Here is a 3,777-nt window from a genome sequence, read left to right as displayed (position 1 = left end):
GGCGGCAGGGAGGATCGGCGATCCCGGAAGCCAAGCCGCTCCGGCCCGCCCCCGGACGGTGCCGCCCCGCGGCGACCGGTACAACGATGTGGAACTGGTTGTGCTGGACTGCGGGCGGCTGCCGCTGGCGGTTGTGTACCCGCAGGCCTAACGGCCAGACCGGCGGAGCACGTCGTGGCTTAAAGGCTGTCCCCTGGAAGCCGGGCCCGGATCGTGCCGGCCGCGATCAGGTGCCGGCGTCCCGCTGGCCCGGGGCGTTTGCCTCGTGGTTTCGGAGCCCGTGGGTGCGCCGGTCCTCTTTCATGGCGGCTTCGAACAGGTGCTTGCGGCCGCCGGCCAGCGTTTCACGTGCCTGCCGCTCCAGCTCCTTGAAGGGACCGTAGTAGATCTCGTCGTACTCGTCGATGATCTGGAACGTCCAATGCCCCTCGATGACGTTGCGGCCCACGATCTCCCGGTCGACGCGCTCGGCCAGTTGCCGGTGTCCGGCCTTGCGCAGCAGCTCCACCGCCTCGCCCAGCGCCAAGTCGGCCGTACCGGTGAGCCGGTGAAAGCCGTACAGCAGGCCGCGGGCGTGTTCCACCGCTTCCAGCGCCTCCGAAATCTTGCCCAGGGCCTCAAGGGTGGCGTCGTCGAGGCCCTCGGGGCGCCGGTACTTTTCGGCGGGCACGTCGTCAGGTCGCTTTGTCATGGTGCCTCTTTCCGGTTGTCGCGTCACCGGCAGCCCCGAGTCCGGCGGCCCCCAGCCCGGCAGCGTTGCGTCCGGCGGCCGAGTCCGCGGCGGTCGCCTCGCCCCCAGCCCCGAGCGCGGATGCCCGGCGGATGATGTTGCGGGCCATGGAGGGGAAGATCAGCCCGTGGAACGGGAGCACCAGCCACCAGTAGAGCTTGCCGGAGAGCCCGGTGGGGAAGTAGATGGCGCGCTGCCGGTAGACGCTGCCGTCGTCCGCGGGGACCACCGACAGTTCCAGCCAGGCCTGACCCGGCACCTTCATCTCGGCGTGCAGCCGCAGCAGCCGGCGCTCGGGCGCGTCCTCAATGGCCTCCACCCGCCACCAGTCAACGGCGTCGCCCACGCTGAGCCGGTCGGCATGCCGCCGGCCGCGGTTGAGTCCGGCGCCGCCCACCAGTTTGTCCAGCACGCCCCGGATGGCCCAGGCCGCGGGCCACGAGTACCAGCCGCTGTCCCCGCCGATCCCCTGGATCACCCGCCAGACGTCCTCGGCGGCGACGGCGGAGCCGCGTTCCCGCGCGTCCACGAAGACGGTGCGGCCCGCCCACTCAGGGTCGCTGGGCAGCGGGTCCGACGGCGGGCTGTTGGAGGCGTTGGTCCAGCTGGTTTCCACCTCGCCGCTGGCCATCTTCCCCAGCGCCAGCTGCACCGCGCGGCGGTACCCGGTCAGTCCGCCCTCGGGCGGCGGGATGTAGCGGTCGATGTCGTGTTCCGCGGAGACGGCGTCGTGCTGGAGGGACTGCACCAACGGCACGGCCATGGCGTGCGGGATCGGGGTCGTCAGCGCCACCCACCAGCCGGCCAGCGCGGGAGCCGGAATCGGCAGGGCATAAATCAGCCGCCGCGCCAGCCCGGCCTCGCGCGCGTACCCGTACATCAGTCCCGCGTAGGTGATCCGTTCCCGCGAGCCGATGTCGAAGGTGCGGTTCAGCCCGGCCGGCAGCTCCGGCGCCCGTTCCAGGTAGTGCAGCACATCGCTGATGGCTATCGGCTCCACGGTGCGCCGCACCCAGCTGGGCGCCGGCATGACCGGCAGGTTTTCGGCCAGATGCCGGATCATCTCGAAGGAGGCGGAACCGGAGCCGATCACAACGCCGGCCTGGAAGACCGCCGCCGGCACCTCGCCTTCCAGCAGCGTCCGGCCCACGGCAGCCCGCGAACGCATGTGGCGGGACAACTCGACGTTCTCCGGATGCAGCCCGCCCAGATAGACGATCCGTTGCGACCCGGCCGCGGCGGCAGCGGCCGCAACCGTGTGCGCTACCGCGAGTTCGCGCCCTTCATAGTCGTTCCCGGAGGCCATGGAGTGCACCAGGTAGAACACCGTCTGCACGCCGGCGCAGGCCAGCTTGGCGTCGTCGGCGTCGGCGAGGTCGCCGGCAACAACGTCCACGTCGTCGTGCCACGGAACGGCCGCGAGCTTGCCCGGTGAGCGGACCAGAACGCGCACGGCGTAGCCGCGGGCCAGCAGCCGCGGAACCAGCCGCCCGCCAATGTAGCCGGTGGCGCCGGTGACCAGCACCAGCTGCGGCGTCGGTTCCGGTGGAGTGGCCATGACGCCATGCTTCCACCCGCGCCGGGCCCTGTCACGGGGTCAAGGGCCCGGAAAGCGCCGGACGTCAGTCCCTGGAGCGCGGCTCTGCGCCGCTCAGCCCGCGCCGCAGCAGGTACGGCAGGATCCACAGCAGGAAGAACATTGCCACCAGCACGCCGCCGCCCACCGCCAGGGCAGGGACGTCGCCGGCGATCACGTCCACGATGAACGCCACACAACCGGTGGCCAGCAGCCCGATCCCCAGCACCGCGACCCTCACGATCCGGTGCCCGTGCGCCACGGTCGCGTCTTTGAGGTGCAGCCCGAACAGCTGGCGGTGGATCGCCACCGGCGTGAGGATCACGCCGGTCATGAGCGCCGCAAGCACCAGCAGCGCGATGTACAGGCTCACCTGGTACGGGGCCAGATCGCTGAAGCGGCTCTGGAACGGAAGCGTCATCAGGAACGCGGTGATGATCTGCGCGCCGGTCTGCATCACCCGCAGCTCCTGCAGCAGCTCGTTCCAATTCCGGTCCAGCTTCTCCTCGAAGGTCTCGGTCCGGCCCTTTGAATGTTCGTTAACGCGATCTTCCGTAGCCATAGGAAAAACTTAGCGTCTCCGGCCGCTCTCCACTCAACCGGGGGAAGTACGACGGCGGGGCGCATCCCGAGGGGAGAGACGCCGCCAAAAAAAATTTCCATGAAAGTGCATCCAAATACCCCGCCCGGACAGTAGTAGGGGTGTAAGCACCGATCAGCCCGGAGCACCCGGGCCGTTGAAGGAGAACAAAATGCGCAAGAGCATCGTTACGGTTTCAGCCCTGGGGCTTCTGGCACTCGGCGCGGCAAGTCCCGCCCAGGCGGCCGAACAGGAAGCCCAGCTCTCGGTCCTGCACGGCGTCCCCGATTTGACCGTGGACGTGTGGGTGAACGGCGAACGGACGCTGGATGACTTCGCTCCCGGCGACCTGGCCGGTCCGCTGGCACTGCCTGCGGGCGAGTACTCGCTGGCCATCACCGCCTCGGACGCCGAGAACGCCGACAGCCCCGCCATCGGCCCGGTGGATGTCCAACTGGAAGGCGGCGGCAACTACACCGCCGTGGCCAACCTGGACGCCGAGGGCAATCCAACCGCCAACCTGTTCACCAACGACGTCTCGGCCATTGAGGCCGGCAAGGGCAAGCTGACCGTGCGGCACACGGCCGCCGCCCCCGCCGTCGACGTGCTGGCCGGAGGATCCCCGGTGATCCAGGGCCTGTCCAACCCGGACGAGCAGACCCTCACCCTCGACCCGGGCACGATCTCCGCGGCGGTGGCCGCGGCGGGCACCACCGAACCGGTGATCGGCCCGGCCGACGTGCCGGTGGCGGAGGGCACCCACACGGTCGTCTACGCCTGGGGCAGCCTGAATGACGGCAACCTGGCTCTTGCGGTGCAGAACATCGAAGGACTGCATTCCGCGCCGGGCGCCGTGCCGGGCGGCATGTCGGGCGCGGCCGCAGAGGCCGG

At 70.1% G+C, this 3,777-nt stretch carries 4 protein-coding genes; 1 reads left to right on the top strand and 3 read right to left on the bottom strand.

Annotation, left to right across the window (positions count from 1 at the left end; all coding sequences use genetic code 11):
- Positions 1 to 226: 226 nt before the first annotated feature.
- The 3 genes from AC5RUJ_RS12545 to AC5RUJ_RS12535 all read right to left on the bottom strand — a co-directional run bounded on the left by AC5RUJ_RS12545 (position 227) and on the right by AC5RUJ_RS12535 (position 2,868).
- Positions 227 to 691 carry a hypothetical protein gene (locus AC5RUJ_RS12545; RefSeq protein WP_494014589.1) on the bottom strand — a complete coding sequence of 155 codons (465 nt, stop codon included), beginning with the start codon at positions 689 to 691 and terminating at the stop codon, positions 227 to 229.
- Positions 675 to 2,288: an SDR family oxidoreductase gene (locus AC5RUJ_RS12540; protein WP_494128546.1), complete on the bottom strand. Its 1,614-nt coding sequence runs from the start codon at positions 2,286 to 2,288 to the stop codon at positions 675 to 677. The genes AC5RUJ_RS12545 and AC5RUJ_RS12540 overlap by 17 nt, the downstream gene beginning before the upstream one ends.
- Before the next feature lie 64 nt (positions 2,289 to 2,352).
- Entirely contained in the window at positions 2,353 to 2,868 is a 516-nt protein-coding gene (locus AC5RUJ_RS12535) for a DUF6328 family protein (RefSeq protein ID WP_494014587.1), read from the bottom strand.
- Between the two features lie 190 nt (positions 2,869 to 3,058).
- On the opposite strand from AC5RUJ_RS12535, the gene AC5RUJ_RS12530 reads away from it, so the two are divergent.
- Positions 3,059 to 3,777 (top strand): DUF4397 domain-containing protein (locus AC5RUJ_RS12530; protein ID WP_494155939.1); only part of this gene is annotated, 719 nt, incomplete at its 3' end.

The organism is Arthrobacter sp. Y3223164, from assembly GCF_059091005.1.
Note: the sequence above shows the minus strand (reverse complement) of the source record. Positions and strands in the feature narration are given on the sequence as shown.

Excerpts from the sequence above, each read along its gene's own strand:
- AC5RUJ_RS12545 (WP_494014589.1), bottom strand. The coding sequence starts at position 691 with ATGACAAAGCGACCTGACGACGTGCCCGCCGAAAAGTACCGGCGCCCC.
- AC5RUJ_RS12540 (WP_494128546.1), bottom strand. The coding sequence starts at position 2,288 with ATGGCCACTCCACCGGAACCGACGCCGCAGCTGGTGCTGGTCACCGGC.
- AC5RUJ_RS12535 (WP_494014587.1), bottom strand. The coding sequence starts at position 2,868 with ATGGCTACGGAAGATCGCGTTAACGAACATTCAAAGGGCCGGACCGAG.